Below are 24,314 nucleotides of genomic sequence, written 5' to 3' on the forward strand. Positions count from 1 at the left end.
TCCGGAGGACGGAGGCACACCATGGCGACGGACCGGCGGCGGCTGCGCTGCCTGGTCACCGGGGCGTCCGGATACATCGGCGGGCGCCTGGTGCCGGAACTGCTGCAAGAGGGCCACAGCGTCCGGTGTCTGGCCCGCTCCCCCGGCAAACTCCGCGACCACCCCTGGGCGTCCCACGCCGAGACGGTCCGGGGGGACGTCACGGACCCGGAGTCGCTCGCCCCGGCGATGCGCGGGGTCGACGTCGCCTACTACCTGGTGCACGCCCTCGGCTCCGGCTCCCGGTTCGAGGACACCGACCGCGCCGCGGCCCGGACCTTCGCCGAGCAGGCCCGGGCCGCCGGCGTACGGCGGATCGTCTACCTCGGCGGGCTCACGCCCCGTGGCGTCCCCGAGGAGTCGCTCTCCCCGCACCTGCGGTCCCGGGCCGAGGTGGGGAAGATCTTCCTCGACTCGCCCGTGCCCGCGACGGTGCTGCGGGCCGCCGTCGTCATCGGCTCGGGCTCGGCGTCGTTCGAGATGCTGCGCTACCTCACCGAGCGGCTGCCCGTCATGGTCACTCCCAGCTGGGTGCACACCCGCACCCAGCCCATCGGGGTGCGGGACGTGCTGCGCTACCTCGTCGGGTCCGCCACCATGCCGGACGACGTCGACCGGGCCTTCGACATCGGCGGGCCGGACGTCCTCACCTACCGGGACATGATGCTGCGCTACGCCGCCGTCGCCGGACTGCCGCGGCGGTTCATCGTGCCGGTCCCGGTCCTCACCCCGCGGCTGTCCAGCCACTGGGTCGGACTCGTCACCCCCGTGCCCGCCTCCCTCGCCCGGCCGCTGACCGAGTCGCTGCGGCACGAGGTCGTCTGCGGCGAGCACGACATCGCCCGGTACGTGCCGGACGCCCCGGGCCGGCCGCTGCCGTTCGACGAGGCGCTGGCCCTGGCGCTGCGCAGGGTGCGCGAGGCGCAGGTCTCCACGCGCTGGTCCTCGGCGTCGGTGCCCGGAGCGCCCAGCGACCCGCTGCCCACCGACCCGGACTGGGCGGGCGGCAGCCTCTACCAGGACGAACGGCAACGGCCCGTCGAGGCGTCCCGGGAGGCGCTGTGGCGGGTCGTCGAGGGCATCGGCGGCGACAACGGCTGGTACTCCTCCCCGCTGGCCTGGGCCGTACGGGGCTGGCTGGACCGGTTCGCGGGCGGGGTCGGGCTGCGCCGCGGACGGCGTGACACCGAGCGGCTCAGGGTCGGCGACTCGCTGGACTTCTGGCGGGTCGAGGAGATCGAACCCGGTCATCTGCTGCGGCTGCGGGCCGAGATGCGGCTGCCCGGGCTCGCCTGGCTGGAGATGTACGCCGAGACCGACGACGAGGGCCGCACCCGCTACCGGCAGCGGGCCCTGTTCCATCCGCGGGGCCTGCTGGGCCACGCCTACTGGTGGAGCGTCGCCCCGTTCCACTCCGTCGTGTTCGGCGGCATGGCGCGCAACATCGCGCGGGCCGCGTCCGAGGGCACCGGCGGACGCCGCGACGCCTCGCGCATCCGGCGGGCCCGCGGGCGGCGAAGTGTCCGGGAGCCACACACGGAACCCGCACCACCGCACCAGGAGTGACACCATGACCGTCGCGGTCGTCCTGTTCACCTCGGACCTGCGCCTGCACGACCATCCGCCCCTGCGCGCCGCGCTGAACGCGGCGGACGAGGTCGTGCCCCTGTTCGTCCGCGACCCCGCCGTCCACGCCGCCGGGTTCGACGTGCCCAACCGCGTCGCCTTCCTCGCGGACTGCCTGGCCGATCTCGACTCCGCGCTGCGCCGGCGCGGCGGACGGCTGGTCGTGCGCACCGGGCCGGTCACCCGGGAGGTCCGGGCGGTCGCCGCCGAGTGCGGTGCGACGGAGGTGCACATGGCCGCGGGGGTGACCGGCTACGCCCACCGCCGCGAGGAGCGGCTGCGCGCGGAACTGGGCGCCGGCGGGGTCGCGCTGCGGGTGCACGACAGCGTGGTCACCGCCGTGGCGCCGGGGAAGGTGACACCGGTCGGCTCGGACCACTTCGCCGTGTTCACCCCCTACATGCGCCGCTGGTCCAAGGAGCCGCTGCGCGATCTGCTGCCCGCGCCGCGTGCGGTGCGGGTCCCCGGCGCGGTGCGCGGCGAGGAGCCGCCCTCCCGGGCGGGGGTGGCGGACGTCTCGCCGGATCTGCCGGCCGGCGGGGAGAGCGCGGGGCGCGACCGGTTCGCCCGGTGGGCGGACACCGGCCTGTCCCGGTACGAGGAACGGCACGACGACCTGGCCGGTGACGCGACCTCACGCCTGTCGCCGTACCTCCACTTCGGGGCGCTCTCGCCGGTGGACGTCGTCCGGCGGGCGCGTGAGAAGGGCGGTGCCGGGGCGGACGCCTTCGTCCGTCAGCTGTGCTGGCGCGACTTCCACCACCAGGTCCTCGCGGCCCGGCCCGAGGCGTCCGTCCAGGACTACCGCACCCGGGGCGACCGGTGGCGCGGCGAGGAGGAGGCCGCCGAGGACATCGCCGCGTGGCGGGAGGGCCGCACCGGCTACCCGGTGGTCGACGCGGGCATGCGCCAGCTGCGCCACGAGGGCTGGATGCACAACCGGGCCCGGCTGCTGGTGGCGAGCTTCCTGACCAAGACGCTGTACGTGGACTGGCGGATCGGCGCCCGGCACTTCCTGCGGTACCTGGTGGACGGCGATCTCGTCAACAACCAGCTGAACTGGCAGTGGGTCGCCGGCACCGGCACCGACACCCGCCCCCACCGGGTCCTCAACCCCGTCCTCCAGGGCAAGCGCTACGACCCGGACGGCACGTACGTACGCCGTTGGGTGCCCGAACTGGCCGGGGTCGGCGGCGCCGCGGTGCACGAGCCCTGGCGATTGCCGGAGGGCGAACGGGCCGGGCTCCGCTACCCGGCGCCGCTCCTGGATCTCGGCGAGGGCCTGACCCGCTTCCGGCAGGCCCGTGGCCGCGACTGAGAACCGGGCACCCGACGCATCCGGAACACCACTCCCGGCGGAAGCACACGGAAGCACACGGACGCACTGAAGTGCGAACGACCGCAAGCGAGAAGGGGATGGGCATGCTTGGACCGCGGCCGAAGGCGGCCGGACCGGCGGAGACGCATCACGCCCCGCTCACCGCTCCGGGGGCGACGCGCGCCATGGAGGCGGTGCTGGAGCGGGTGCTGGAGGACCGGCTGCGGCAGGCTCGCGACACCGACGCGGTGTTCGCCCGCGAGACGGCCGAGCGCGTGGCCGCGTTCGTCGGGCGGGGCGGCAAGCGGCTGCGTACGGCGTTCGTGTGGTGCGGCTGGCGGGCCGCGGGCGGCTCGGGCGACGTGGGCGCGGTCCTGCGCACGGGCGCGGCCCTCGAACTGCTCCAGGCCTGCGCCCTCATCCACGACGACGTGATGGACGGGTCACCGCTGCGCCGGGGCGCCCCGGCCCTGCACGTGGCCTTCGCCCGGGACCACCCGGCCGGCCGGACCGGCGGGTCCACCGACTCGTTCGGGACGTCGGCCGCGGTGCTCGCGGGTGACCTGGCGCTGGCGTGGGCGGACGACCTGCTGACGGAGACGGCGCTCGCCTCGCCGTACGGCGCGCGGCTGCACGAGGAGTGGCGGGCCATGCGCACCGAGATGGTCGCCGGGCAGTACCGCGACCTGCGCGCGCAGGCGAGCGGCTCCTCCGGCGCCGAGGAGGCGCTGACCATCGCCGTCCTGAAGAGCGCCCGGTACACGGTCGCACGGCCCCTGGCACTGGGCGCGGCCCTGGCCGGCGCGGACGCCCGTACGGTGGGCGCGCTGCGGGCCGCCGGCCGGTGCGCGGGGCTGGCCTTCCAGCTGCGCGACGACCTCCTCGGCGCCTTCGGCGACCCGGCGCTCACCGGCAAACCGGCCGACGAGGATCTGCGCTCCCGCAAGCTCACCCCGCTCCTGGCCGCCGCCGTCCGGCTCGCGGAGGCCACCGGCGACCGGGACGCCGTCGCCGTGCTCGCCCCGGGGACGGAGGCCCGGCCGGGGCACACCGTCGACCGGATGCGGGCGGCGCTGGAGCGGACGGGCGCCCGGGCCGAGGTGGAGGCGAGGATCGCGGACCTGGCGGCCACCGGGCTGCGGCATTTCGAGGCGACCGGCGCCGCCACGGGTGTGCGGCGGGAGTTCGCCGCCCTGGTCGAGCGGGCCTCGGGCCTCGCCCCGCGCCACGCAGAGGAGCTCGTATGAGGACGGTGACGGGACCGACGGACCATGTCGTCGTGGTGGGCGCCGGCCTGTCCGGGCTGGCGTGCGCCCTGCATCTGCTGGGCGCCGGCCGCCGGGTGACGCTCGTCGAACGGGACGCCGGCCCGGGCGGCCGGGCCGGGCGGGCACGGCTCGGCGGCTACCTGGTGGACACCGGGCCGACCGTGCTGACGATGCCGCACCTGGCCGACGAGGCGTTCGCGGCGGTCGGCGAGAGCCTCGGCCGGCACGTCGAGCTGATGCCCCTGCACCCCGCCTACCGGGCCGGTTTCGCGGACGGGACCTCGCTGGACGTGCACACCGACGGCGACGCCATGGAGGCGGAGGTGCGGCGCTTCGCCGGACCGGCGGAGGCGGCGGGCTACCGCAGGCTGCGCCTGTGGCTGGAGCGGCTGTACCGGGCGCAGATGCGCCGGTTCATCGACACCAACTTCGACTCGCCGTTCCAGCTGGCGCACCCGGATCTGGCCCGGCTGGCGGCGCTCGGCGGCTTCGGGCGCCTCGACGGCCGGATCGGCCGCTTCCTGTCCGACGCCCGGCTGCGCCGGGTCTTCTCCTTCCAGGCCCTGTACGCCGGGGTGGCCCCGGCCCGGGCGCTCGCGGCCTACGCGGTGATCGCCTACATGGACACCGTGGCCGGCGTCTGGTTCCCCAAGGGCGGCATGCACGCCCTGCCCCGGGCGATGGCGGACGTGGCGGCCGGAGCCGGTGCCGAGCTGCGCTGGTCGGCCGAGGTGAGCGCGCTGGAACGCTCGGCGGGCCGGGTGCGGGCGGTCCGGCTCGCCTCGGGTGAACGCATCCCGTGCGACGCGGTGGTGCTGACCTGCGAACTGCCCGCCGCGCACCGGCTCCTGGGCCGGGCGCCCCGGCGTCCGGTACGTCTGCGGCACTCACCGTCCGCGGTGGTCCTGCACGCGGGGACCGACCGCACCTGGCCCCACCTCGCCCACCACACGCTGTCCTTCGGCGCGGCGTGGGAGCGCACCTTCGACGAACTGACCCGGACGGGGGCGCTGATGAGCGACCCGTCGCTGCTGATCACCCGTCCGACCACGCACGACGCCTCCCTGGCACCGCCGGGCCGCCACCTGCACTACGTCCTGGCGCCCTGCCCCAACACGGCCGTCGGCCCCTCCGCCGCCGCCTGGCGGGACCTGGGCCCGCGGTACCGCGACAGCCTGGTCGCCGAGCTGGAACGCCGTGGCCTGGACGGTTTCGCGGACAGCGTCGAGGAGGAGCTGCTGGTGACCCCCCTCGACTGGACGGCCCAGGGCCACGCGGCCGGCAGTCCCTTCTCCGTGTCCCACACCTTCGCCCAGACCGGGCCCTTCCGGCCGCGCAACCTCGTGCGCGGGCTGGACAACGTGGTGCTCGCCGGCTGCGGGACCACCCCCGGGGTCGGCGTACCGACCGTGCTCATCAGCGGGAAACTCGCCGCCGCCCGCGTCACCGGGGGCCGCACCCGGGTGACCCGGGCGGGCCGGTCCCCCGACCGCCGCCCGTCCGCCCCGACCGGAGCAGGTGCCCATGACCCGTCGTGAACTGGACGCCGCCGGGATCACCGACCCCGGTCTGCGCAGCGCCTACGGCCGGTGCCGGCAGCTCAACGCCCGGCACGGCCGGACCTACTTCCTGGCCACGCGCCTGCTGCCGCTGGAGCGCCGTTCCGCGGTGCACGCGCTGTACGGCTTCGCCCGCTGGGCCGACGACATCGTCGACGACCTGGACCGGCGGCTGACACCCGACGAGCGGGACCTGCTGCTGAAGCGGCTGGAGGGCGATCTCGCGCACGGGCTGCGGGGCGGCGGCGGGGCCGAGCCGGTGGTGCGGGCGGTGGCCGACACCGCCGGCCGCTACGGCATCGAGGTGGACCTGTTCGCCGACTTCCTCGCGTCGATGCGCGCCGACCTGACCGTCACGGACTACCCGACCTACGCCGACCTGCGGGCCTACATGCACGGCTCGGCCGCGGTGATCGGGTTGCAGATGCTGCCCGTGCTCGGCACGGTCGTCCCGCGCGAGGAGGCGGCACCGCACGCGGCGGCCCTCGGGGTGGCGTTCCAGCTGACCAACTTCCTGCGGGACGTGGGCGAGGACCTGGACCGCGGTCGCGTCTACCTGCCGGCGGACCTGCTCGCCGCCCACGGCGTGGACCGGCCGCTGCTGGAGTGGAGCAGGCGCAGCGGCCGCGGCGACCCGCGCATCCGGGCGGCACTCGTCGCCGCCGAGGCCCTGACCAGGGACGTGTACCGGGATGCGGAACCGGGCATCGCGATGCTCGACCCGCGGGTACGCCCGTGCATCCGCACCGCGTTCACGCTGTACGGCGGCATCCTCGACGCGATCGCGCGTCACGACTACACCGTGCTGCACCGCCGGGCGGTGGTGTCCCGCCGCCGGCGGGCGGCCACCGCCGCGGCCGGTGTCCTGAAGGTGGCCGGCGCGCGGTGGCGCGCGGCGCCCGCGGCGCAGCCCGCCGCGCTGGAACGGAAAGGACCGGCTCGTGACTGACCGGGCGGACAAGGCTGGCTGGACCTCACCGCTGCGGCGGCGCCGCGGCCCCGGCTGGGCGGAGCAGGCGCCGACCTGGCGCGCGGCCCGCCCGGCGCTGATCGCCGACACGCTCAAACGGGCGTCCGCCCGGCCCTCGGGCAACTGGTTCGTCGTCGGTGCCTCCCGCGCCGTGCGCCCCGGCCGCCCCTACGGCAGGACCGTCGGCGGCGTCGAGGTGGTGCTGTGGCGCTCGGAGGCGGGCGACCTGCGGGCCGGTCCCGGTGCCTGCCCGCACCTCGGTGCTCCGCTGCGGGACAGCCGGGTGGTGTGCGGCACGCTGGTCTGCCACTGGCACGGACTGGCCCTGGACGGTGCCCCGTTCGCCGGCTGGCAGCCGTACCCCGTCCACGACGACGGGGTGCTGGTGTGGGTGCGGCTGGACGCCGTCGGGGGCGAGGAGCCGTCGGAGCGGCCCGTGGTTCCGGCCCGTCCCGTACCGGGCGCCGGGGTGGACGCGGTGTTCACCGGGGCCGGGCGGTGCGAGCCGCAGGACGTGGTGGCCAACCGGCTCGACCCGTGGCACGGGTCCTGGTTCCACCCGTACTCCTTCGTCGATCTGACGGTCGTGCGGGAACCGCGGGGCGCCGAGCGGGGCGAGGAGGACGACGCCTTCGTGGTCGACGTGTCCTTCCGGGTGGCGGGCCGTCTGGTGGTGCCCGTGCGGGCCGAGTTCACGGCGCCGGAGCCGCGCACCGTCGTCATGCGCATCACCGAGGGCGAGGGCGCCACGTCCGTGGTGGAGACCCATGCCACGCCGCTGACCGCCGCGGACGCCGACCGGCCGCGGACGGCCGTGATCGAGGCGGTCGTCGCCGCTTCGGACCGGCGCGGCTTCGCCCTGGCCCGGGCCGCCGCCCCCGTGCTGCGCCCCCTGATGCGGGGGACGGCCGGGCGCCTGTGGCGCGACGACCTGGCCTACGCCGAGAGGCGCTGGGAGTTGCGCAGCACCGGGCGGTTCCCCGGCTGACACGACCCCGCCGGACGGGCCTGCGCGGAGCGGCCCGGGCCCGTCCGGCGGTCCTGCGTCACCGGCGCGCCCCGCGTTCCGCGAGCGCGCCGAGCGCCCGCAGCACCGGGGAGCGGCCGGCCCGTGGCACGGTCCACAGCACCTGGCCGCGGACGCCCCACCGGGCGAGCAGGGCGTTGGAGGCCAGGAAGCCGGTGGTGGCGGCGCGTTCCATCAGGGCCACGGGCAGGTCGCAGCGCAGTCCGTCACCGGCCAGCGTCAGCCACGGGTGCGGGGTCCGTACGGTGGGGCGCCGGTGGTGGGTGCCGACCGGGAAGAGCGGACAGTCCGAGCGCCACTCGTGCCGGGCGTCGACGAGGCGCGCCTGACGGGTCTCCGGGTACACCCGCCGCAGCTGACCGAGCAGTTCGTCCTGCACGGTCTCGCGCTCCGCGCCGGGGTCGACGGCGTAGGCGTGCAGTTCGACGACGGAACCCCCGTGCTTCGCGGCCCAGCGGGCGGCTTCGCCCTCGTAGCGTTCCAGGACGCTGATGTTGTCGAGGCCGTCGTAGCCGCTGGTGCCGAGGAAGCCGGGGCGGTCGGCGCGCACCGGCCGGTCGAGCCAGAGCCGCGAGACGAGGAACGGCGGTGCGGTGCGCAGGGCGGCGATGTCCTCGCGCCAGGGGGCGGTGCCGAGGCGGGGCGATCCGGCGACGACCCGGCGCAGTCCCGCGGTGTCGAGGGCGAGCACCACCGCGTCGTGCCGGCCGGTGCCGCTGCCGGTGCTCACCTCGGCTCCTCCTGCGGCGCCGGGCTCCACGGCGAGGACGGGGGTGCCGGTGCGGACGGTCGCGCCGAGGCGCCGGAGGTAGTCGGCGAGCGGCTCCCACAGGGCCTGCGGGAAGGGCTCGTCGGGCACGTCGAAGAGCAGCCCCTCCGAGGAGCCGAGGAAGTAGATGTGGAACATCAGCAGCAACTCGGCGGCGGAGAGTTCGCGCGGGTCGGCGAAGAAGCTGCGGGAGAACACCTCGAACGCCAGGTGGTGCGCGGCCTCGGGGAAGCGGACGCTTTCCAGGAAGGCGGTCGCGCCGACCCGGTCGAAGCGTGCGTACACGTCGGGCACGCGCACGTCCATCAGCGGCAGCGCCGCCCGGGCGTCCAGGGCGGCGAGGTCGCGCAGGCCGAAGGTGGGGCTGAGGGCGACGAAGCCGAGGGCGCTGAGGGGTGGGGTGCGCGGGACGCGGGCGAAGCTGTCGGTCAGCCCGCCGCTGTGCCGCAGGGGGTAGTCGGGGAGCGGGGTGAGGCGGGCGAGGGCGGGGTCGGTGCGCCGCAGCAGGCCGCGCAGGTTGTAGTACTGGCGGAAGAAGGCGTGGAAGCCGCGGCTCATGGTCACCTCGGAGCCGTCGGCCAGCCGGGTGCGGTGGCCGGCGAGGCGGCCGCCCAGGACGTCCTCGCGTTCGTAGAGGGTCACACGGGCGCCGCGTTCGGCCAGTCCGGTGGCGGCGGCGAGACCGGCGATCCCCCCGCCCACCACGGCGACGGACGGCGCGTCCTCGCGCGTGAACCGGTCCCGGCCGGGCGCCGGCATCAGGACCTCGGCCTTGCGGTCCCGGCCGCGGCGGGCGGCCTTACGGGGGGTCGTCAGGTGGCTCGTCGGGGGGCTCATCGGGTGGCTCATCGGCCGGCCTCCCGCGCCGCGGCGACGAACGTGTGCGTGATGCCGGTCTGCCATCCGGCGAGGGGCAGGGCCCGCGCGCCCGTGAATCCGGCGCGCGTCAGCCGCCCGGTGAAGGCGGAAGCGGTGTCGAAGTCGAGCACGCTGTGCCACAGGTGCCGGTACAGGGCCCGGTCTCCGGTGAGCGTGCCCGCCGGGATGATCACCCCCCGGCACACGGCCGTCCACAGCGCCCGGTGCGCGGGCGAGCCGGTGAGGCTGTACTCGTGGACGGCGAGCCTCCCGCCCGGCCGCAGGAGTCGGCGCACCGTGCCGAGGACGGCGTCCGGGTCGGAGACGTTGCGGAACAGGTAGGCGGCGAAGACCGCGTCGAAGGGCCCTTCACCGGCCGCGTGGAGTTCCTCGGCGCTCAGGTGCAGGAACCGCACGCCGTCGGGCCACGGCTTGGCCAGCGCCCGGCGCAGCATGCCCGCGGAGGCGTCCACGGCGGTGATCCGCGCCCGGGGCGCTGCCCGCAGCAGGGCCCGGGTGGAGGCGCCGGTGCCGCAGCCGAGATCGAGCAGGTGCAGGCCGGCCCCGTCCCCGGGGAGCTTCAGCCGGCGGGCCGAGCGCAGCAGGTCGGCGCGGTAACCGGGGTTGAGGCCGGTGAGGCGGTCGTAGGTGCGGGACGCGTGGTCGAAGGCGCGTGCCAGGTCGTGGTCGCGCAGCAGGGTCATCGGTGGCTCTCTCCGGTTCCTGAGGCAGGGTGGGTGCGGCGGGGGAGGAAGGGCACTTCGAGCGCGGTGCGGAGCATCGGGCCCACCGGGGTGCGCAGTCCGATGCCCCACTCCTCGCCGAGCGAGGTGGCGCCGTCGAGGAAGCGCAGCAGGCGCGGCGCCGGCGTCCGGCGGAACAGGCCGGTGAAGAACGCGGGACCGTCGATACGCCCGGTGTCCAGGGCCCGCAGCAGCACCGCGTCCATGGCGAGGGCCCGCCTCCCGTGCGGTGCGGGCACTCTGGCGCGGCCGTCGCGCAGGGTGGCGGCGATGGCCCGGCTGTGCCGCTGGACCGCGGCGAAGGTGTAGCCGGTGGCGGGGCGGGTCGCGCCGCCCGCCGTGCCGATGCGGAAGACGGCCGTTCCGGCCCGCCGGGGGAAGCGGGCGTCGGTCATCGGGATGACGCCCTGCTCGGCGCTCTCCACGCCGAACCCGCCCAGGCGCAGCACCTCGCGGGCGTAGTGGCCGAGCGCCGCCTCGTAGGCCCCGGTGGTCAGCGGGGTGCGGGAGAACTCGGTGTACTCGACGAGCGCCCGGTCCGGGGCCAGCGGCAGGACGTAGCCGAAGGCGAGCCCGTGCCGCGGCTGGGGCACCCGGAAGTCCATGAGGTCGGCGACCGCCGGGTCGAAACGGTCGCCGCGGGTGCGCACGAACCAGCCGCGGAAGTGCTGGAGCAGCTGCGTCCGGGCGGGGGGCAGGGCGCGCAGGGGCCGCGAGTCGAACACGTAGCGGGCGCGCAGCGTCAGTGCCCGGCCGTCCTGTGCCGTGCAGCGGACCTCCGCGCCCCCGGGCACGTCGCGCACCGTGCCGGCCGTGGCGCGCAGCAGCCGCCCGCCGGGCGCGCGCGCCAGCCGGGCGTGCACGAGTCGTTCGAAGGCCGCGGAGCGCACCATGCGGTAGCGCGCGGGGGCCGGATCGACGGTGAGCGGGGCGCCGTCCGGGCCGTGCACCCGCAGCAGGGGCCAGGTGGCGGTGACCGCCTCCTCGAAGTCGCCGTCGCCCTGGTCCCAGTAGCACCAGGTCCGCTCCGCGGGACGCGCGGGACCGTCCGGCGGTTCGACCACGGTCACGGTCGCGACGCCGGTCTCGACCAGCCGGTACGCGAGGCTGAGCCCGGCGGCACCGCCCCCGACGACCACCACGTCCGAGGTGCCGACAGGTTCCCGGCTCACCGGGCCCACCACGCGCCCTTCATCTCCACACTCCGCTCCCGGCCACCGGCCGGCTGTTCCCTGTCCGTCGTGTGCTGTCCGTTCACCGCTTCCGGCGGGTGCCCGTGTCCGGATGCACCCCCTGGGGAGATCCAGCCCCCTGGCGCGAGACGACCGTCTCAAGAACCGCGACGGCCTCGGCCAGCCCCGTGGGGCGCGGCAGGCCGGGAACGGTCCGGCCGCTCCAGCCGGGCCCGATCGTCAGGACGACCGGCTTGCGGCGGGCGCCCCGCACGCCCCACTCCATCGCCGCCACGTGCTGGGCCAGCGGGCGGCTGGCGGTCGTCCGGGACTGCGCCCACAGCGCCACCGCCGCCGGCCCGGTTCTGCGGACGGCCGTGACGAGGGACTCCACGGGCAGGGCGCCGCCGAACATGCGTACCGGCAGGCCGCGTTCGGCGAGCGCGGCGGCCAGCACCTCCAGGGGCAGCGTGTGGTTCTCCCCCGGCACACAGGCGAGCACGACGGTGGCGCCCGGCCGGTCGGCGGCCGTCGGCGGTGCGCAGCGCCGCAGCGCGCCGGAGACGTGCCAGGACAGGAAGTGCTCGACCTCGACGTACTTCTCGCCGGAGCTCTCCCACTTGCGGCCGACGGCCTGGAGGGTCGGCATGATCACCTCGGTCCAGGCGGCGACCAGGCCGTGCTCGGCGATCGCGGTCTCCAGCAGTTCGTCGAGCGCTGAGGCGTCGAGGCGCAGCGCGGCACGTGCGATGCCCTTGCACTCCTGACGCACGTCACCGAGGCGCAGCCCGCTGCCCGCCCGGCTGCGGCCGCGGACGGACGGTCGCGGTGCCACGCTCTCGTCCCTCCGGGCCGGGGGGGCCTCCTCCCCCGCCGTTTCCCCGGCCGCTTCCGGGGGTGCCGGTGGCGCCGGGGCGGCCCGAGCCGCCGGGGCCGGCTCCTGCGTCGTTTCGCCGAGCACCGTGCGGGCCGCCTCGGCGGGCGGTATCCCGGTCGCCGTCAGGGCGCACATCCGCTCCAGCCGGGCCACGTCCACGGGGGTCCACCGCCGGTGCCGGCCGCCTGTGTGCACCTCGGGTCCGAGGCCGTAGCGCCGGTCCCAGGTGCGGACCGTGGTGGGGGCGACCCCCAGCCTCCTGGCCACCTCCCCGGTGGTCAGTCCGACGCCGTCCGGCGTGCTCCCGGGCCCGCGGCCCCGGCTGTCCCGTTCGTGTACACCCATACCTCCGACTGTACGACGCACAAACGACGCACGTTGTCTCGCGTCGTTTGTGCGCCGAACACTGGTTTCGAGCGCATGGTCGCGGCTGGGCACAGCCCGACCGGTGCGGTTCGGCAGACGGCCTTCCGTCCCCGCGCGACGCACTGCAGGAGGAACCAGGCCATGATCACCAACACGCGCATCACCGCACCCGCCGCACCCGCGGAGGAGACGCGGTACGAGGAGGAACTGGCCCGTGGCCTCGTCGCCGCCGACGAGGAGGCGTTCGCCGCGATCTACCGGCGATGGGGCTCGCTCGTCCACACCATGGCCACCCGACTGCTCGGCGACACCTACGAGGCGGAGGACGTGACCCAGCAGGTGTTCCTCGGCGCCTGGCACGGCCGGGCCGGATTCCGCCCCGAACGGGGTCCGCTCGGCGCCTGGCTGGTCGGCATCACCCGCCGCAAGATCGTCGACGCGCTGGCGGCCCGGACGAAGCGTCTGACGCTCATCGACTCGGCCGGTCGTGAGGCGGACACCACCGGGCCCGACGAGGCGGCACCGGACCGCGTCCTGGACCGGGTGCTGCTCGTCGACGCCCTGGCACAACTGCCGTGCCGGCAAAGGGAGGTGCTGTGCATGGCCTTCTACGAGGACCTGACCCAGGCGCAGATCGCGGAGCGGACCGGCATGCCCCTGGGGACCGTCAAGAGCCACGCCCGACGCGGCCTGCACCGGCTCCGCCAGGCGATAGAGCAGTCACCGGTCCAGGGCTCGGACCTCTAGCGGTGCGGCCGTACGCGCATCCGCGGCGGCCCCCACACCTGAAACAGGACTGAGACCCCGCACCGTACGGGGCTCCGTTCGAAGGGATGATTCCCATGATTTCACGCACCCGCATCGCCATCGCCGCCTCGACCGGTGCCTGCGCCCTGGCCCTCGGCGTCTCGGCGCCGGCCCTGGCCGCCCAGGAGCAGGACAAGGCCATGGTGTCCGTCTTCCACGGCATCCCCGGTATGACCGTGGACGTGTACGCCAACGGCGATGAACTGATCGGCGACTTCAAGCCCGGCACCGTGACGGACCCGCTGTCCCTCGACGCCGGGAGCTACGACATCCAGGTCTTCGAAGCGGGCAAGGGACCGGAAGGAACTCCGGCCCTGGAGAAGAAGATCGAGGTGTCTCAGGGCGCGAACGCCACGGTCGCCGCCCACCTCACCGCCGGCGGCGATCCCCAGCTGACGGCCTTCACCAACGACGTCTCCCAGGTCGAGGCGGGCAAGTCCCGCCTGACGGTCCGCCATGTCGCGGCCGCGCCGGCCGTCGACGTCCGGGCCGGCGGGCAGCCGGTGTTCAGCAACCTGACCAACCCGAAGGAGGACACCGCCGAGGTCGACGCGGGCACGGTCAACGCGGATGTGGTGCTCGCCGGTACGGACACCGTGGCCATAGGCCCGGCCGACCTGAAGCTCGGCGAAGGCACCAGCAACGTCGTCTACGCCTGGGGCAGCGCCGAGGACAAGAACCTGGCGCTGGCGACCCAGACGTTCAGCGGCATGGAGTCCTCGCCCAAGGGCGTCCCCGCGGGCGGCAGCGGTGCCGCCGTCGCGCCGAACTCCTCCGACCTGGGGCCGGCCTGGGCCGTCGGGGCCGGAGCGGTCGCGGTGGCGGGCCTGCTGGTGACCCGCCGGGTCGCCCGCCGGCGTGGCTGACGGCACGCGACGGCTGACGGGACCGATGGTGGCGGCTGCCGCTCTGGCAGCCGTCCTCGGTTTTCCGGCCACGCCGTCGCAGCCGGCCGCGTCCCCGCCCGACGCGGCGGCAGCGCCGCCGGAAAGCGGGAGCGCGGCGGCAGCGCCGCCGGAAAGCGGGAGCGCGGCGGCCCCGGAGGCGGCGCCCGGCACGGAGCAGGATCCACCGCCCCGGCGCGTGCTCGTCCCCCGCGCCGACCTCGACGCCGAGGTCGGTCCGGTGGGCGTGACGGACCGGGGGGACATGGCCGTCCCCGACGACCCGTCCCGCGCCGGCTGGTACCGCTACGGCCCCGCGCCGGGCAGTGCCCGGGGCTCGGCCGTGCTCGTCGGGCACGTCGACTCCGAGTCCGGCGACCTCGGTGAGTTCCTGGCGCTGTACGACGTGCGGCGCGGAGACCGCGTCGAGGTGCGCCGGACGGGGGGCGGGCCGGTGCACTACCGGGTCGTCTCACGGGTCACCGTGCCCAAGGACGACCTGCCGCCCTCGGCGTTCCGCCGGAGCGGTGCCCCCGTCCTCACCCTCATCACCTGTGCGCCTCCGTACGACCCCGGGCGAGGCGGCTACGTGTCCAACCTGGTCGTCACGGCGGAGCCCGTCGAGTCCCGCGCAGCGGGGAACGGGAGGGCGAAGTGGCCCACGTAGAGTCCGCGCACCTGGTGGAACTGGCGCTGCGCAACGCCACGCCGACCGACGCCGACACCGAGGCCCTGCGGCACGTCGAGCAGTGCGACCGCTGCCGTGACGAGCTCCGCATGCTGACCCGCGTGGTCGCGGCGGCCCGCACCGCACAGCTCGTGGACCTGCCGACGGCACCCCCGGACCGCGTCTGGCAGCGGATCAGCCGGGACGTCTCCGGCACCCCGGCCACCCCCCGGCCGCCCGCACCCGCCCCGGCCCCCGGAAGGCGACTACTCCTCGCCCTCCTGGCTCTCGCCGCCGCCGCGGGCATCGCGGTCGCCCACCGGTACCTGCACGAGCGCGCGGAGCTGGTGCGGCGCGGGGTTGTCCGCCAGGGCCGGACCCCGGAGCAGTCATGAGCCGTTGTGTACACATGAGACACTCGGTACCCTTGGGCGCATGACGCAGCCACTGCCCATAGAGTCCATTCGCGATGTCCGGGCACACCTCGCCGAGGTCGTGGAGCGAGCCGACCGGGACGACGTACCCACCGTGATCACCCGACGCGGCAAGCAGGTCGCCGCCGTCGTGTCCATCGAGGTGCTGCGCAAGTACCAGGAATGGGAAGAGCGCGAGATCAACCGGATCATCGACGAGCGCATGGCGAACCCGGCACCCGGCATCCCGATCGAGGACGTCATGAGGGAGACGCTGGCGCGCAGTGAGTGAGCACCGCACGGTCTTCCGGCCCGAGGCCCAGGCGGAGCTGCGCAAGATCCCGCGTGACATGGCGCTTCGCATCCTGGCCAAACTGACAGAGCTGGAGAGCGACCCCTTCGGCTTCAACACCACCGCACTCGTATCCCAGCCCGAGCGCCGCCGCCTACGGGTCGGCGATTACCGGGTCGTCTACACGATCGACAACGGGGAGCTGGTGGTGTGGGTCGTACACGTCGGACACCGTTCCACGGTCTACGACACGTAGCCGCTCCAGGGTCCGCGGACCACTACGGGACGACATGCGGGACGACACACGGCCTGACCTGCTTTCTCGCAGGTCAGGCCGTGTGTTCACGTCTGAATCAGACGTTGAACCGGAACTCCACCACATCCCCGTCCTGCATCACGTACTCCTTGCCCTCCATCCGCGCCTTCCCCTTCGCGCGGGCCTCCGCCACCGAGCCCGTCTCCACCAGGTCGTCGAAGGAGATGACCTCCGCCTTGATGAAGCCCTTCTGGAAGTCGGTGTGGATGACGCCGGCCGCCTCGGGGGCCGTCGCGCCCTTCTTGATGGTCCAGGCCCGGGATTCCTTGGGGCCGGCCGTCAGGTAGGTCTGGAGGCCCAGGGTGCGGAAGCCGACGTGGGCCAGGGTCGCCAGGCCCGGCTCCTCCTGGCCGACGGACTGGAGGAGTTCCAGCGCCTCGTCCTCGTCGAGCTCGGCGAGGTCCGCCTCCAGCTTGGCGTTGAGGAAGATCGCCTCGGCGGGGGCGACCAGCGCGCGCTGCTCGTTCTTGAAGTCCTCGTCGGTCAGCTCGTCCTCGTCGACGTTGAAGACGTAGAGGAACGGCTTGGTGGTGAGCAGGTGCAGGTCGTGCAGCAGCTCCTCGTTGCCGGAGCCCTGGACGATGCCCGCGGAGAACAGCGTGTCGCCCCTCTCCAGGATCTCCTTGGCCTCCTCGACGGCCTTGACCTTCGGCGCGATGTCCTTCTTGATGCGCGACTCCTTCTGGAGGCGCGGCAGGACCTTCTCGATGGTCTGGAGGTCCGCGAGGATCAGCTCGGTGTTGATCGTCTCGATGTCGTCCTTCGGGGAGACCTTGCCGTCCACGTGCACGACGTTCTCGTCCTTGAAGGCGCGGATGACCTGGCAGATCGCGTCCGACTCGCGGATGTTCGCGAGGAACTTGTTGCCCAGGCCCTCGCCCTCGGAGGCGCCGCGGACGATGCCGGCGATGTCGACGAAGTCGACGGTGGCCGGAAGGACCCGCTGCGAGGAGAAGATCTCCGCCAGTTTCGTCAGACGGGGGTCGGGCACACCGACGACGCCGACGTTGGGCTCGATCGTGGCGAACGGGTAGTTGGCCGCCAGCACGTCGTTCTTGGTCAGGGCGTTGAACAGGGTCGACTTGCCGACATTCGGCAGACCGACGATTCCGATCGTGAGCGACACGTTGCGACTTCCCGTGAGTGGAGGGCCAGGAGGCCAGGGGACCGGCCGATCCACCAGTCTACGGCGTGTCCGGAACCGTCCGGGCGGACTGTCGAACGCTTGGCTAAGCCGCGGCCGACGGCGTGTCTGAAGGGCTATTCGGCATATTGAACGACCTAAGTTGGTGCGGTGGAGCAATACAGGACGCGATCTCCTCAATACGGAACGCGACAGCACGGACCGCGACGGGAACGGCCCCGGCCTCCCGGGCCGCCCCGGCAACCCGTGCCGTCCCAGGCAGGGCGGGGAGCGGGGGGCGGGCCCGTGCGCGCGGCCCGGCCGCCCGGACCGCAGCGCCGCCCGGCACCGGTACGACGGCCGGCGCCCGCACCGGCGCTCACCGCGGGCCGGCTGCCGAACCCCCGGCTGACCGGCCTGGGCAGCGGGCTGTTCTGCGCGGTGGTGATGCTCCTGCTGGGCACGCTCTGCTCGGCGCTGTTCGGGGCGTCCCTGACGGCGTACGGCGTGCTGTTCCTGCCGGTGTGCGCGCTGACCGCGCTGTGGGTGCGCCCGGGGGACCTGATGACCGCGCCGATCGTGGTGCCGATCGCGTTCGCCGTGGGGCTGCTACCGCTGGCCGACGGCGAGCAGGGGACCGGCAGCAGGCTGATGGGCCTACTGACGGCGCTCGCCACGCAGGCCGGCTGGCTGTACGGAGGGACGCTGATCGCCGGGCTGATCGTGATCGTCCGGCGGATCAGGCTGGTGCACCGGCGGCGGACGGCAGGGGCCCGGCCGCCGGTGTGACCTCCCCCGCTCGCACGGCGTGAGGTCCTCTCCGGACGGGCCTCAGCGCTCGGCCGCCCGCATCGCCGCGCCCACGATCCCCGCGTTGTTCTGCAACTGCGCCGGGACGATCTCGGCCTTGATGCCCTCGATGTGGGGCAGGAACTTGTGGGCCTTGCGGCTGACGCCGCCGCCGATGATGAACAGCTCCGGCGAGAACAGCATCTCGACATGGGCGAGGTACTTGCGCACGCGGTGCACCGCCCAGTGCTCCCACGTCATGTCGTGGTCCTCGCGGGCCTTGCTGGAGGCCCGCTTCTCCGCGTCGTGCCCGTCGAGCTCCAGGTGGCCCAGCTCGGTGTTGGGGACGAGGACGCCGTCGACGAAGACCGCGCTGCCGATGCCGGTGCCGAGGGTCAGCAGGATCACCGTGCCCCGGCGGTCGCGGCCGGCGCCGAAGTGCATCTCGGCGACTCCCGCGGCGTCCGCGTCGTTGACCACCGTCACCGGCAGACCGCCCAGCCGCTCGCCGAGCAGCGCGCGGGCGTCGGTGTCGATCCAGCTGTCGTCGACGTTCGCCGCCGTGCGGATCGTGGCTCCGTCGGTGACCACGCCCGGGAACGTGACCCCGACGGGGCCCGTCCAGCCGAAGTGGCCGACCACCTGCCTGACGCCGTCGGCCACCGCGTCGGGCGTGGCCGGGTGGGGGGTGAGGACCTTGTGGCGCTCCTGCGCCAGGTCGCCCTTGTCCAGGTCCACCGGCGCACCCTTGATCCCGGATCCGCCGATGTCCACTCCGAAGATCTGCATGGCCCTACGTTACGACGAACGACTGACAGTCACAGGCCGGACGGCGGTCGCTGCCCGGCCCGTACCCGGTCACTTCGCGGAATCTTCACCGGTCCCGGCGCCACCGCGTCCGGCGACCAGCGAAGCCGCCTCCTCGCGCAGGTCGCGGCGCAGCTCCTTGGGCAGGGAGAACGTGATGGACTCCTCGGCCGCCTTGACGATCTCGACGTCCTCGAAACCGCGCTGCGACAGCCACTCCAGGACCTGCTCGACCAGGACCTCCGGGACGGAGGCGCCCGAGGTGACGCCGACCGTGGTCACGCCCTCCAGCCAGGCCTCGTCGATCTCGTCGGCGAAGTCCACGAGGTAGGCCTCACGGGCACCGGCGATCTTGGCGACCTCGACGAGCCGCTTGGAGTTGGAGGAGTTGCGCGAGCCGACCACGATGACCAGGTCGGACTCGGCGCCCATCTGCTTCACGGCCAGCTGGCGGTTCTGCGTGGCGTAGCAGATGTCGTCGCTGGGCGGGGAGATGAGCTGCGGGAACTTGTCCTTCAGGGCGTCGACGGTCTCCATGGTCTCGTCGACGGACAGCGTGGTCTGGGAGAGCCAGACGACCTTGGACGGGTCGCGGACCTCGACCTTCGCCACGTCGCCCGGCCCGTCGACGAGCTGGATGTGGTCGGGGGCCTCGCCGGAGGTGCCGATGACCTCCTCGTGGCCCTCGTGACCGATCAGGAGGATGTCGTAGTCCTCGTTCGCGAAGCGGACGGCTTCCTTGTGGACCTTGGTGACCAGGGGGCAGGTGGCGTCGATGGTGGCGAGCTTGCCGCGCTCGGCCTCCTCGTGGACGACGGGGGCCACGCCGTGCGCGGAGAACATGACGATGTTCCCCGGGGGCACTTCCTCCGTCTGCTCGACGAAGATCGCGCCCTTCTTCTCCAGGGTCTGCACGACGTACTTGTTGTGGACGATCTCGTGCCGGACGTACACCGGAGCGCCGTACTGCTCCAGGGCTTTCTCGACGGCGATCACGGCGCGGTCCACACCCGCGCAGTAGCCACGGGGGGCGGCGAGCAGGACACGGCGGCCAGGCGAAGCAGACATGCGTCCCATCGTAAGGCCGCGTCCGGCGGCTCGAAGATCCCGTCCGTGTGACGCTCCGGCGAAGACCGGCACGGGCCCCGCGCGAGAGACGTGAGCGGCGTTGTCGGCGGGGCCCACTACGCTCGCGGACATGGCTGTGAACACGACTCCGGAAGCCCCGCTGCCCGTCGGCGAGGTGTCGCGGCTCATCGGGGGCTGGATCGACCGGCTCGGGGCGGTGTGGGTCGAGGGACAGATCACGCAGTTGTCGCGGCGGCCGGGCGCGGGGGTGGTGTTCCTGACGCTGCGGGACCCGTCGTACGACATCTCGGTGAGCGTCACCTGCTACCGGCAGGTGTTCGACGCCGTCGCGGACGTGGTGAGCGAGGGCGCCCGGGTCGTCGTCCTCGCCAAGCCCGAGTGGTACGCCCCGCGCGGGCAGTTGTCGCTGCGGGCCGCCGAGATACGGCCCGTCGGGGTCGGTGAGCTGCTCGCGCGCCTGGAGCAGCTGAAGAAGGCCCTCGCCCGGGAGGGGCTGTTCGCGCCGGAGCGCAAGAAGCCGCTGCCGTTCCTACCGCAGCTGGTCGGGCTGGTGTGCGGCCGGGCCTCGGCCGCCGAGCGGGACGTCCTGGAGAACGCGCGGCACCGCTGGCCCGCCGTGCGCTTCGAGGTGCGCAACGTCGCCGTGCAGGGCGTGCACGCCGTGCCGCAGGTCGTGCAGGCCGTGAAGGAGCTCGACGCGCTCGACGACGTCGACGTGATCATCGTCGCCCGGGGCGGCGGCAGCGTGGAGGACCTGCTGCCGTTCTCCGACGAGCAGCTGATCCGCACGGTCGCGCAGTGCCGTACGCCCGTGGTGTCCGCCATCGGGCACGAACCGGACAACCCGCTGCTGGACCACGTCGCCGACCTGCGCGCCTCGACCCCGACCGACGCCGCCAAGAAGGTCGTGCCGGACGTCGGCGAGGAGTACGAGCGCGTGCGGCAGCTGCGGGACCGGGCGCGGCGGTGCGTGGCGGCGCTGCTGGACCGGGAGGAGCGGGGGCTGGCGCACGCGCTGACGCGGCCGTCGATACAGGATCCGCACCGGATGATCGACGTGCGTGCCGACCAGGTGGCGGACCTGCTCGACCGGGCCCGGCGCTGCCTGCGGCACCAGCTCGACCGCGCCGACTCGGAGCTGTCGCACACGCACGCGCGCGTGGTGGCCCTCTCCCCCGCCGCGACCCTGAAGCGCGGGTACGCCGTGTTGCAGAGGGCGGACGGGCACGCGGTCCGCGACCCGGGCGAGGTGACGAGCGGGGAGGCCCTGCGCGCGCGGGTCTCCGAGGGTGAGTTCTCCGTACGAGTGGACACATAGGGTGGGTGGATGACCAGCGAGGTTGACGAGACACCGGGCACGAGCGAGGCGCTCGGGTACGAGCAGGCGCGGGACGAGCTCATCGAGGTCGTCCGGCGCCTGGAGGCGGGCGGTACGACGCTGGAGGAGTCCCTCGCGCTCTGGGAGCGGGGCGAGGAGCTGGCCACGGTGTGCCGGCGGTGGCTGGAGGGTGCGCGGGCGCGGCTGGACGCGGCGCTGGCGGAGGAGACCGCGGAGGGCGAGGACGCGGGGTGACCAGGGGTGACCAGGGGTGTTCGGGTCGTGATACACGACACCCCGACATTGGTTGAACGTTGAACTTCATTCGCGTACGGTCGAACGTGTCAGCCGGTCTTCCGGATCGACCGTCGCGAGAAAGTGCCTTCATGTCCCTCGTTCTTGACCCCGCAGCCCAGGACCTTCTGTTCCGTGAGGCCCGCAGCGCCAACACCTTCACCGACGAGCCGGTGACCGATGAGCAGGTGCAGGCGATCTACGACCTGGTCAAGTACGGTCCGACCGCCTTCAACCAGACCCCGCTGCGCATCACCCTGGTCCGCTCCCCCGAGGCCCGCGAGCGTCTGGTGGCGCACATGGCCGAGGGCAACCGGCCCAAGACCGCGAGCGCACCGCTGGTGGCGATCCTCTCCGCGGACAACGAGTTCCACGAGGAGCTGCCGCACCTGTTCCCGGCCGCCCCGCAGATCAAGGACGTCTTCTTCACCGAGCGCCCGGTCCGCGAGAACGCCGCCGCGCTGAACGCCGCCCTCCAGGCCGCGTACTTCATCGTCGGCGTCCGCGCCGCCGGTCTGGCCGCCGGACCGATGACCGGCTTCGACTTCGAGGGTGTGCGCAAGGAGTTCCTGGACGACGACCACACCCCGCTGATGGTCGTCAACATCGGCCGCCCGGGCCCGGACGCCTGGCACCCGCGCTCCCCGCGCCTGGGCTTCGACCAGGTCGTCACGACGGTCTGAGCCACCGAGGACACGTATGAGGAGGGCCCCGGCGTCATGACGCCGGGGCCCTCCTCATACGTGTTCACTTCGTCCGCAGCGCCTCGGCCAGCTGCGTCAGCCGGGCGAACGAGGCGGTGCCCGTCACGACCGTCGTCGAGCCCTTGGTGCCCTCCAGGACCAGCGCGTCGTACCGGCCGCCCTCGTAACGGGTCCACGTCTCGCCGGCGATCTTCTCGGTCTTCCCGGTCTCCCGTGCGCCCTGGGTCGCCTCGTCGAGGAAGACGGGGCGCCGCTGAGTGGACTGCTCGACCGCCGCGTACTCCCCCTCGGGATCGTGGAAGCCGAGGTGCCAGGCGTCGAACTCCTCGCCCTGGAAGCGGACGGAGGTGGCCTTCCATGTGCCGGGCAGACCCTGGGGCGCGGCCACCGGGTAGGAGGCGGCGCGGCGTGCCGTGAGCAGTTCGACCCGGTAGTCGACGGCCTTGACGTCGGGCGCGCTGTCGTCGTGCGGGATGAAGAGGTACACGAAGCCCGCCACCAGGACGATGACTCCCAGGGAGAGGATCATGTCCCGTGCCGTCTTCTGCTTGCCGTTCTTGCCTGCCACGCCCCCTATCGTCGCAGGTCCCTGCCGCGCTCATCCGTGGGGGCCCCTGCTCATTTTGCGGCCTCGGCGATAGAGTCGGGCAACAAAGCCCTCATCCGGCCGTCGTCGTACAGAAAGGTGCGCTCCGATGACCGAGCATCATCACTTGCCGTCCGAACTCGATGTGCCCTCCGAGGCCCCCGACCGCAACCTCGCCCTGGAACTGGTCCGGGTCACCGAGGCCGCGGCGATGGCCGCGGGCCGCTGGGTCGGGCGGGGTGACAAGAACGGCGCCGACGGTGCCGCGGTACGCGCCATGCGCACCCTCGTCTCCACCGTCTCGATGAACGGCGTCGTCGTCATCGGCGAGGGCGAGAAGGACGAAGCCCCCATGCTGTTCAACGGGGAGCGCGTGGGCGACGGGACCGGGCCCGAATGCGACATCGCCGTCGACCCGATCGACGGCACGACGCTGACCGCGAAGGGCATGACGAACGCGATCGCGGTGCTGGCCGCCGCCGAGCGCGGGTCCATGTTCGACCCGTCCGCCGTCTTCTACATGGACAAGCTCGTCACCGGGCCGGAGGCGGCCGACTTCGTCGACATCAACGCCCCGGTGGCGGTGAACATCCGGCGGGTCGCCAAGGCGAAGCGGTCCGCGCCGGAGGACGTGACGGTGGTGATCCTGGACCGCCCGCGGCACGAGGGCATCATCAAGGAGATCCGGGAGACCGGGGCCCGCATCAAGCTGATCTCCGACGGCGACGTGGCCGGCTCGATCCTGGCGCTCCGCGAGGGCACGGGCGTCGATCTGCTGCTCGGCATCGGCGGTACGCCCGAGGGCATCATCTCGGCCTGTGCGGTGAAGTGCCTGGGCGGCACGATCCAGGGCAAGCTGTGGCCCAAGGACGACGAGGAGCGGCAGCGGGCGATCGACGCCGGGCATGACCTCGACCGGGTGCTGACGACCGAGGACCTCGTCACCGGCGAGAACGTCTTCTTCGTGGCCACCGGCATCACCGACGGCGAGCTGCTGCGGGGGGTTCGCTACCGGGCGGAGAACGCCACGACCGACTCGATCGTGATGCGCTCGCGGTCGGGCACGGTCCGCCGGATCTCCTCCGAGCACCGGCTGAGCAAGCTGCGGGCCTACAGCGCGATCGACTTCGACAAGGGGAAGTAGCCCCGAGGAGCAGCGGCACGGCACAGCGAAAGGGCGTCCCCGGTGCGGTGGGGACGCCCTTTTCGTACGCCCTGTCCTACGCTCTGTTCGCGCCCTCGGCTGTCAGCCGGCCGCCGCTATCTGGTTCGCCGGGCGGGCCGCCTTCTTCAGCTCCATCTCGCGGCGGCGGCGCCGGGCCAGGACCACGCGGCGCTCCGCCGCGGTGAGGCCGCCCCAGACGCCGTAGGGCTCGGGCTGGAGCAGGGCGTGCTCGCGGCACTCGACCATCACCGGACACCGGGCACAGACCCGCTTCGCCGCCTCCTCCCGGGACAGTCTCGCGGCGGTCGGCTCCTTGGAGGGGGCGAAGAACAGGCCGGCCTCGTCACGACGGCACACCGCCTCGGTGTGCCACGGGGCGTCCTGGTCCCTGTCTCGCGCTGGCACCCGCGGGGCCGGAACGGCAGCTACCTGCACGGACGAATGCGGCGGTTGCAGCACGGTCTACTC

General features: G+C 73.8%; 26 protein-coding genes. 17 read left to right on the forward strand and 9 right to left on the reverse strand.

What is annotated here, in order from left to right:
- Positions 1–21 precede the first annotated feature (21 nt).
- From GTY56_RS27235 to GTY56_RS27260, 6 genes are all read left to right on the forward strand, one after another.
- Complete coding sequence (locus GTY56_RS27235) at positions 22–1,605, forward strand: SDR family oxidoreductase (protein ID WP_161367954.1); 1,584 nt, start codon at positions 22–24, stop codon at positions 1,603–1,605.
- A gap of 4 nt (positions 1,606–1,609) precedes the next feature.
- Positions 1,610–2,983 (forward strand): cryptochrome/photolyase family protein, encoded by a 1,374-nt coding sequence (locus GTY56_RS27240; protein ID WP_161367955.1) that lies wholly within the window; start codon positions 1,610–1,612, stop codon positions 2,981–2,983.
- 104 nt (positions 2,984–3,087) lie between these two features.
- A complete protein-coding gene (locus GTY56_RS27245) occupies positions 3,088–4,230 on the forward strand; it encodes a polyprenyl synthetase family protein (protein ID WP_161367956.1) in 1,143 nt (380 codons plus the stop codon).
- Entirely contained in the window at positions 4,227–5,789 is a 1,563-nt protein-coding gene (gene crtI / locus GTY56_RS27250) for a phytoene desaturase family protein (RefSeq protein WP_161367957.1), read from the forward strand. Before GTY56_RS27245 ends, crtI begins: the two co-directional genes overlap by 4 nt.
- Complete coding sequence (locus GTY56_RS27255) at positions 5,776–6,759, forward strand: phytoene/squalene synthase family protein (RefSeq protein ID WP_161367958.1); 984 nt, start codon at positions 5,776–5,778, stop codon at positions 6,757–6,759. Before crtI ends, GTY56_RS27255 begins: the two co-directional genes overlap by 14 nt.
- Positions 6,752–7,768, forward strand: coding sequence for a Rieske (2Fe-2S) protein (locus GTY56_RS27260; protein WP_346345597.1), 1,017 nt, complete (start codon positions 6,752–6,754; stop codon positions 7,766–7,768). Before GTY56_RS27255 ends, GTY56_RS27260 begins: the two co-directional genes overlap by 8 nt.
- A gap of 58 nt (positions 7,769–7,826) precedes the next feature.
- Here the strand turns inward: GTY56_RS27260 and GTY56_RS27265 are convergent, their stop codons facing one another.
- From GTY56_RS27265 to GTY56_RS27280, 4 genes are all read right to left on the reverse strand, one after another.
- A complete protein-coding gene (locus tag GTY56_RS27265) occupies positions 7,827–9,413 on the reverse strand; it encodes an FAD-dependent oxidoreductase (RefSeq protein ID WP_161367959.1) in 1,587 nt (528 codons plus the stop codon).
- A gap of 8 nt (positions 9,414–9,421) precedes the next feature.
- On the reverse strand, positions 9,422–10,138 hold the full coding sequence (locus GTY56_RS27270) for a class I SAM-dependent methyltransferase (RefSeq protein ID WP_161367960.1): 717 nt from the start codon (positions 10,136–10,138) through the stop codon (positions 9,422–9,424).
- Positions 10,135–11,349 (reverse strand): lycopene cyclase family protein, encoded by a 1,215-nt coding sequence (locus GTY56_RS27275; protein ID WP_161367961.1) that lies wholly within the window; start codon positions 11,347–11,349, stop codon positions 10,135–10,137. Before GTY56_RS27275 ends, GTY56_RS27270 begins: the two co-directional genes overlap by 4 nt.
- A gap of 82 nt (positions 11,350–11,431) precedes the next feature.
- Positions 11,432–12,571: a MerR family transcriptional regulator gene (locus GTY56_RS27280; protein ID WP_161367962.1), complete on the reverse strand. Its 1,140-nt coding sequence runs from the start codon at positions 12,569–12,571 to the stop codon at positions 11,432–11,434.
- A 162-nt stretch (positions 12,572–12,733) separates the two neighbouring features.
- Between GTY56_RS27280 and GTY56_RS27285 the strand changes: the two genes are divergently transcribed.
- The 6 genes from GTY56_RS27285 to GTY56_RS27310 all read left to right on the forward strand — a co-directional run bounded on the left by GTY56_RS27285 (position 12,734) and on the right by GTY56_RS27310 (position 15,911).
- Entirely contained in the window at positions 12,734–13,339 is a 606-nt protein-coding gene (locus tag GTY56_RS27285; protein ID WP_161367963.1) for an RNA polymerase sigma factor, read from the forward strand.
- 95 nt (positions 13,340–13,434) lie between these two features.
- Complete coding sequence (locus GTY56_RS27290; RefSeq protein WP_161367964.1) at positions 13,435–14,265, forward strand: DUF4397 domain-containing protein; 831 nt, start codon at positions 13,435–13,437, stop codon at positions 14,263–14,265.
- On the forward strand, positions 14,258–14,950 hold the full coding sequence (locus tag GTY56_RS27295; protein ID WP_346345598.1) for a class F sortase: 693 nt from the start codon (positions 14,258–14,260) through the stop codon (positions 14,948–14,950). Before GTY56_RS27290 ends, GTY56_RS27295 begins: the two co-directional genes overlap by 8 nt.
- On the forward strand, positions 14,938–15,345 hold the full coding sequence (locus GTY56_RS27300; RefSeq protein WP_161367965.1) for a hypothetical protein: 408 nt from the start codon (positions 14,938–14,940) through the stop codon (positions 15,343–15,345). Before GTY56_RS27295 ends, GTY56_RS27300 begins: the two co-directional genes overlap by 13 nt.
- 40 nt (positions 15,346–15,385) lie before the next feature.
- Complete coding sequence (locus GTY56_RS27305; RefSeq protein ID WP_161367966.1) at positions 15,386–15,655, forward strand: type II toxin-antitoxin system Phd/YefM family antitoxin; 270 nt, start codon at positions 15,386–15,388, stop codon at positions 15,653–15,655.
- Entirely contained in the window at positions 15,648–15,911 is a 264-nt protein-coding gene (locus tag GTY56_RS27310) for a type II toxin-antitoxin system mRNA interferase toxin, RelE/StbE family (protein ID WP_161367967.1), read from the forward strand. Before GTY56_RS27305 ends, GTY56_RS27310 begins: the two co-directional genes overlap by 8 nt.
- Positions 15,912–16,008: 97 nt before the next feature.
- Here GTY56_RS27310 and ychF read toward each other — a convergent pair whose 3' ends face one another.
- Positions 16,009–17,097: a redox-regulated ATPase YchF gene (gene ychF / locus GTY56_RS27315; protein ID WP_161367968.1), complete on the reverse strand. Its 1,089-nt coding sequence runs from the start codon at positions 17,095–17,097 to the stop codon at positions 16,009–16,011.
- Positions 17,098–17,265: 168 nt separating this feature from the next.
- On the opposite strand from ychF, the gene GTY56_RS27320 reads away from it, so the two are divergent.
- Positions 17,266–17,883 carry a DUF6542 domain-containing protein gene (locus tag GTY56_RS27320; protein ID WP_161367969.1) on the forward strand — a complete coding sequence of 206 codons (618 nt, stop codon included), beginning with the start codon at positions 17,266–17,268 and terminating at the stop codon, positions 17,881–17,883.
- Positions 17,884–17,925: 42 nt separating this feature from the next.
- On the opposite strand, the gene ppgK is transcribed toward GTY56_RS27320, so the two are convergent.
- Both ppgK and GTY56_RS27330 read right to left on the reverse strand, forming a co-directional pair.
- Positions 17,926–18,672 carry a polyphosphate--glucose phosphotransferase gene (ppgK, locus tag GTY56_RS27325; protein WP_161367970.1) on the reverse strand — a complete coding sequence of 249 codons (747 nt, stop codon included), beginning with the start codon at positions 18,670–18,672 and terminating at the stop codon, positions 17,926–17,928.
- Between the two features lie 69 nt (positions 18,673–18,741).
- Positions 18,742–19,767 carry a 4-hydroxy-3-methylbut-2-enyl diphosphate reductase gene (locus tag GTY56_RS27330; protein WP_202510800.1) on the reverse strand — a complete coding sequence of 342 codons (1,026 nt, stop codon included), beginning with the start codon at positions 19,765–19,767 and terminating at the stop codon, positions 18,742–18,744.
- Between the two features lie 121 nt (positions 19,768–19,888).
- Between GTY56_RS27330 and xseA the strand changes: the two genes are divergently transcribed.
- The 3 genes from xseA (at position 19,889) to GTY56_RS27345 (ending at position 22,074) form a co-directional block, all read left to right on the forward strand.
- Positions 19,889–21,097 carry an exodeoxyribonuclease VII large subunit gene (gene xseA / locus GTY56_RS27335; RefSeq protein ID WP_161367972.1) on the forward strand — a complete coding sequence of 403 codons (1,209 nt, stop codon included), beginning with the start codon at positions 19,889–19,891 and terminating at the stop codon, positions 21,095–21,097.
- A 9-nt stretch (positions 21,098–21,106) separates the two neighbouring features.
- Positions 21,107–21,352 (forward strand): exodeoxyribonuclease VII small subunit, encoded by a 246-nt coding sequence (locus tag GTY56_RS27340; RefSeq protein WP_161367973.1) that lies wholly within the window; start codon positions 21,107–21,109, stop codon positions 21,350–21,352.
- A 131-nt stretch (positions 21,353–21,483) separates the two neighbouring features.
- Positions 21,484–22,074 (forward strand): malonic semialdehyde reductase, encoded by a 591-nt coding sequence (locus GTY56_RS27345; protein ID WP_033311178.1) that lies wholly within the window; start codon positions 21,484–21,486, stop codon positions 22,072–22,074.
- 64 nt (positions 22,075–22,138) lie between these two features.
- On the opposite strand, the gene GTY56_RS27350 is transcribed toward GTY56_RS27345, so the two are convergent.
- Entirely contained in the window at positions 22,139–22,663 is a 525-nt protein-coding gene (locus GTY56_RS27350; protein ID WP_161367974.1) for a DUF4245 family protein, read from the reverse strand.
- A 127-nt stretch (positions 22,664–22,790) separates the two neighbouring features.
- Here GTY56_RS27350 and glpX point away from each other — a divergent pair, with 127 nt between their 5' ends.
- Positions 22,791–23,825, forward strand: a complete 1,035-nt coding sequence (gene glpX / locus GTY56_RS27355) for a class II fructose-bisphosphatase (protein ID WP_161367975.1) — start codon at positions 22,791–22,793, stop codon at positions 23,823–23,825.
- 102 nt (positions 23,826–23,927) lie between these two features.
- On the opposite strand, the gene GTY56_RS27360 is transcribed toward glpX, so the two are convergent.
- Entirely contained in the window at positions 23,928–24,305 is a 378-nt protein-coding gene (locus GTY56_RS27360; RefSeq protein WP_078625439.1) for a WhiB family transcriptional regulator, read from the reverse strand.
- Between the last annotated feature and the right edge of the window lie 9 nt (positions 24,306–24,314).

Origin of the sequence: Streptomyces sp. SID5643, assembly GCF_009872555.1 — a bacterium.
Taxonomy (GTDB): domain Bacteria; phylum Actinomycetota; class Actinomycetes; order Streptomycetales; family Streptomycetaceae; genus Streptomyces; species Streptomyces iakyrus.